3 protein-coding genes are annotated in these 5,016 nt (G+C 72.2%); all 3 read right to left on the reverse strand.

Features of this window, described 5'->3' with window-relative positions; all coding sequences use genetic code 11:
* Positions 1–35: 35 nt before the first annotated feature.
* On the reverse strand, positions 36–1,406 hold the full coding sequence (locus KUM44_RS38215; RefSeq protein ID WP_217214375.1) for an aminotransferase class V-fold PLP-dependent enzyme: 1,371 nt from the start codon (positions 1,404–1,406) through the stop codon (positions 36–38).
* Positions 1,407–1,609: 203 nt separating this feature from the next.
* Positions 1,610–4,105: an aminopeptidase N gene (gene pepN / locus KUM44_RS38220; protein ID WP_217214376.1), complete on the reverse strand. Its 2,496-nt coding sequence runs from the start codon at positions 4,103–4,105 to the stop codon at positions 1,610–1,612.
* A gap of 56 nt (positions 4,106–4,161) precedes the next feature.
* Positions 4,162–4,698, reverse strand: a complete 537-nt coding sequence (locus tag KUM44_RS38225; protein WP_217214377.1) for a two-component system response regulator — start codon at positions 4,696–4,698, stop codon at positions 4,162–4,164.
* Between the last annotated feature and the right edge of the window lie 318 nt (positions 4,699–5,016).

A 5,016-nucleotide genomic window follows, 5' to 3' on the forward strand; every position in this document is an offset into this window, starting at 1 on the left:
GGCGTGGGGGGTGGTGGGGGGGTTCGTCTGCGGGCTCATCCGGGGGTGTTTCCTTCCACCAGTTTCAGGAGGGCGGCCAGGTCGTCCGGGCGCGTGTGGGGGTTGAGGAGGGTGGTCTTGAGCCACAGGCGCCCGTCTATGCGGGCCCGGCCGAGGACGGCGCGGCCGTCGGTGAGGAGCCTTCGGCGTACGGCGGCGACGGCGTCGTCGCCGGCGTGTGCCGGCCGGAACAGGACCGTGCTGATGGTGGGCGGGTCGTAGAGCTCGAACCCGGGGTGACCGTGAACGAGGTCGGCGAACTCACGGGCCCGGTCGCAGACTTGCTCGACGAGCCCGCCGAGTCCGCTGCGGCCGAGGGCCATGAGAGTGACGGCGATCTTGACGACATCGGGCCTGCGGCTGGTCCGCAGTGACCGGCCGAGCAGGTCGGGCAGGCCCGCCTCGGTGTCGTCGTCGGCGTTGAGGTAGTCGGCGCGGTGGTGCAGCACGGCGAGGTCACGCGGATCCCGCACGGCGAGCAGCCCCGCGGCGACGGGCTGCCAGCCGAGCTTGTGCAGATCGAGGGTGACGGTGTCGGCGGCGTCGAGACCGGCGAGCCGCTCCCGGTACCGGTCGCTGAACAGCAGGCCTCCGCCGTAGGCGGCGTCGATGTGCAGCCTTGCCCCGTGGGCCGCGCACAGCTCGGCGATCTCGGGAAGCGGGTCGATGAGCCCTGCGTCGGTGGTCCCGGCGGTGGCGGCGACGAGATGCGGACCGGGCAGCTCCGTCAGCGCCTCGTCGAGCGCGGCCACATCGAGAACACCGGCCGGGGCGGGCACGACGACCGGCTCGGCCAGCCCGAGCAGCCAGGCGGCACGGGGCACCGAGTGATGAGCATTGGCCCCGTGCACGAGCCTGAGCCCGGCGCCGTGCGCTTCCCGGGCGAGGAGGAGGGCGAGTTGGTTGGATTCGGTGCCGCCGGTGGTGATCAGGGCGGTGGGGATGGCACCGCCGAACACCTCCCGCGCCAGCGCCCCCGTCACCAGCGCCTCCAGCTCCGAGGCGCCCGGCGCCTGGTCCCATGAGTCCAGGGAGGGGTTGAGGGTGGAGGCGGCGAGGTCGGCGGCGGTGGCGAGGGCCAGGGGCGGGCAGTGGAGGTGGGCGGTGCAGAGGGGGGCGGCGGGGTCGGCGGCGGTTGCGGCGAGGGCGTGGACGACGGTGTGCAGGGCGTTCGGGTCGCCGTCGGCCGGCAGTACGTCGCCGACCGCGTCCCGCATGCGCGCGGCCACCGCCTTCGGGCCGCCCCGGGGCAGTGGGCCGCCGCGTGCCCGGGTGCCCTCGCTCAGCGCGTCGAGCACGGTGTCGAGCAACGGCCGCAGGGCGTGGGGGCCTTCCGGGCCTGAAGCGAGCGACGGCGGCGTGCGCATCGTGTCCTCCCGGGCGCTGGGCAAGAGGGACTTCCAGCTTGTACGCCGATGCGCTTTCGCGCCCGAAAAGCCCAATGATCGGAACCCGAAAGGGGGTATTTCCGTACGGGGAACGCGTGTCGGAGGGTGCGTGCCGAGGGTGGCGGAGTAGAGGTCCGCGACACCCTCGGCTCAGCGCCGGCCCTTCCTGCGCCCCGGAGGGGCTAGCCCTCCCTCACCCGCAACGCCCGTGCCAGGTCGTCGAGCTGGTCGGCGAGCCTGCGGCGCAGTGCCGGGACCGGCTCGCCGTCGCTCAGGCAGTCCTCGCCCAGCCGCAGGGCGTCCGCGTCGACGGCGTACACCGGGAAGGCGTGGCGGCCGGCGGCGTCGGCCATGGCGGGGCCGCGGCGGGCACCGAGGGCGACCGCGTCCTTGTAGTAGCGGGGCACGTACTGCCGGAGCAGGTCGGCCTGTTCGGGCTGCCAGAAGCCGTGGGCGGTGGCGATGAAGAGGTAGTTGGACAGGTCGGTGCGGCCGTCGCCGCCGAACATGGCGTCCCATGCCTTCGCCTTGGCCTCCTCGTCCGGCAGGGCGGCCCGGCAGCGGGCGGCGCCCTCCTGGCCGGTGGCGCTCGGGTCGCGCTCCAGCTCGGCGGCGATGGCGGCCTCGTCGACCGCGCCGAGGACGGCCAGCCGGGCCAGGACGCGCCAGCGCAGGTCGGGGTCGAGCTCGGGTCCGCCGGGCACGGTGCCGTCGGCGAGCCAGGCGGCGATGGTGTCGGGGTGGGCGGCGACGTCGATGAAGTGGCGTACGGCGATCAGACGCAGGCCGGGGTTGTCGCCGTCCTCGGTGCGGCGGATGAGGTCGCGGCAGAGGGAGGAGAGCGTGGCCAGGGCTGCCGGCCGCTGCTCGGGGGCCAGGTAGCGGTCGGCGACCTGGGCGCCGGCGAAGGCGAGGACGCCTTGGACGATGGCGAGGTCGGTCTCGCGCGGGAGATGGGCGCGGGCGGCCTCCAGGTAGGCGGTGGCGGCCAGTTCGCCGTCGCGGACGGCGTCGCGCAGGGCGTTCCAGACGACCGCGCGGGTGAGCGGGTCGGGCAGGCCGGCGAGGCTCGTACGGACGGTCTCGAAGGACTCGGCGTCGAAGCGGACCTTGGCGTAGGTCAGGTCGCCGTCGTTGAGCAGCAGCAGGGCCGGGCGCTTGCCGATGGGCTGGGCTGCGGTCTGCGGGATGTCCAGGTCGAGGCGTTCGCGCAGGGTGAGGTGGCCGTCGTCGTCGCCGAGGTCCTGGTCGTACAGGCCGACGCGGACGCGGTGGGTGCGGCTGCCGGTGTGGTCGACGGTGAGCGTGTAGGTGCCGTTGTCGCCGCGGGTGACGGCCGGGGTGAGGGTGTCGACGCCGGTGGTGCGCAGCCAGGCGTCGGCCCAGGCGTGGACGTCGCGTTCGGTGGCGGCGGCGAGGGAGTCGATGAAGTCGGCGAGGGTGGCGTTGCCGAACCGGTGGCGGGCGAAGTGGGTGTTGATGCCGGCGAGGAAGTCCTTCTCGCCGAGCCAGGTCACCAGCTGCCGCAGCGCGGAGGCACCCTTGGCGTAGGAGATGCCGTCGAAGTTGAGCATCGCGGAGGCGGTGTCGTCGACGGCGTCGGGGGCGACGGGGTGGGTGGAGGGGCGCTGGTCGGCGTCGTAGCCCCAGGCCTTGCGGACGATGCCGAAGTCCGTCCAGGTGTCGCTGAAGCGGGTGGCTTCGGCGCAGGTCTGGTAGCCCATGTACTCGGCGAAGGACTCGTTCAGCCAGATGTCGTCCCACCAGCGCAGGGTGACGAGGTCGCCGAACCACATGTGGGCCATCTCGTGGGCGATGACCATGGCGCGGGTCTGCCGCTCGGTCTTCGTGACGGCGGAGCGGTACACGAACTCGTCGCGGAAGGTGACCAGTCCGGGGTTCTCCATGGCGCCGGCGTTGAACTCGGGGACGAACGCCTGGTCGTAGGAGTCGAAGGGGTACGGCTCGTCGAACTTCTCGTGGAAGCGGTCGAAGCACTGCCGGGTGACCTCGAAGAGTTCCTCGGCGTCCGCGTCCAGGTAGGGGGCGAGCGAGCGGCGGCAGTGGATGCCGAAGGGCAGTCCGCGGTGCTCGGTGCGCACCGAGTGCCAGGGGCCGGCGGCGACGGCGACGAGGTAGGTGGAGATCAGCGGGGTGGGCGCGGCCTGCCAGCGGCCGTCGCCGAGGTGCTCGGTGATGCCGTTGGCGAGGACGGTCCAGCCCTCGGGTGCGGTGACGGACAGCTCGAAGACGGCCTTGAGGTCGGGCTGGTCGAAGGCCGGGAAGACCAGCTTGCAGTCGTCCAGCGCCAGTTGGGTGTAGACGTACGCCTCGCCGTCGGTGGGGTCGGTGAAGCGGTGCATGCCCTCGCCGGTGCGGGAGTAGTGCATGGCCGCGTCGACGTGCAGTTCGTGCTCACCGGCGGTGAGGTCCTTCAGGGGCAGCCGGTTGCCGTCCAGGATCTCGGGGTCGAGGGGATGTCCGTCCAGCGTGACGGAGCGCAGCTCGGCGGGCCTGATCTCGATGAACGTGTCCGCGTCGGCGCGCGTGGTGAACCTGATGACGGTACGCGAGTCGAAGGTCTCGTCCCCGGTGGTCAGATCGAGTTCGATCGAGTAGCGGTGGACGTCGAGGAGCTGGGCACGGGTCTGCGCTTCGTCGCGCGTGAGTACGGACATGCAGGACATGCTGCCTGATGGCGCTGACAAGGCACAGGGGCGGATCAGTACGTGCGCTATGTCCGGTTCGTGGCCGCCGGGCTGTCGCGCTGGGGCGGGACGCGGGCGTCGGGATGCGGCAGGGCGGGGCGCGGGCCGGGGTCCTCGGTCTCGGCGGGTTCCTTGACCAGGGCACGTAAGGTGCGGACCTCCTGCTCCAGCGCGCGGTGGCGTTCGTGGGCGTCGTACAGGTAGCGGACCTTGGTGCGCAGTGCCCAGGGGTCGATGGGCTTCATGACCAGGTCGGCGACGCCGAGTCCGAAGGCGGCGGACACCAGTTCCTGGTCCACGCCGAAGCCGGTGAGGAGGATGACCGGTATGCGCTGGGTCTGTTCGACGCGCCGCATGTAGCGGACCACGTCCAGGCCGCTGACGCCGGGCATCCGGACGTCCAGGAGCAGCAGGCCGACCTGTCCGCGCAGCACCTGCTTGAGCGCCTCGTCACCGCTGGTGGCCCGTGCCAGTCGGTAACCCAGCGGGGCCAGGGCGCTCTCCAGCGCGTACAGCGTGTCCTCGTGGTCGTCGACGATGAGGATCTTGGCATCCGACGGCATGGCCCGACGTCCCTCCCGCGTGGACATCCGAAGTATGTCCGGGGGCGCTGACGGGGAGTGCGTGTCAGCTGGCATGCGGTGCACAGCGCAGCATGCCCCGCCCGGGCCGCCGTGTCACTCCCTCGGGAGGTCTGTTCACGTCCTGTCGTCACATTTGCGTCGTCCGCGCGGCGGGCCGTCCCTGGCCGGGAATGCGGCGAGATGTCCCGGCGGACAGGCCCTAGGTGTATTGCCCTGAGAGGTTGGGGACGCGGCTGGCGGGTGGTTGGCCTTTCAGCGCGGTGTGTCCGCGGTGGTGATTGTAGGTGTGCAGCCAGC

Origin of the sequence: Streptomyces sp. AC550_RSS872 (assembly GCF_019049285.1) — a bacterium.
Lineage (GTDB): Bacteria > Actinomycetota > Actinomycetes > Streptomycetales > Streptomycetaceae > Streptomyces.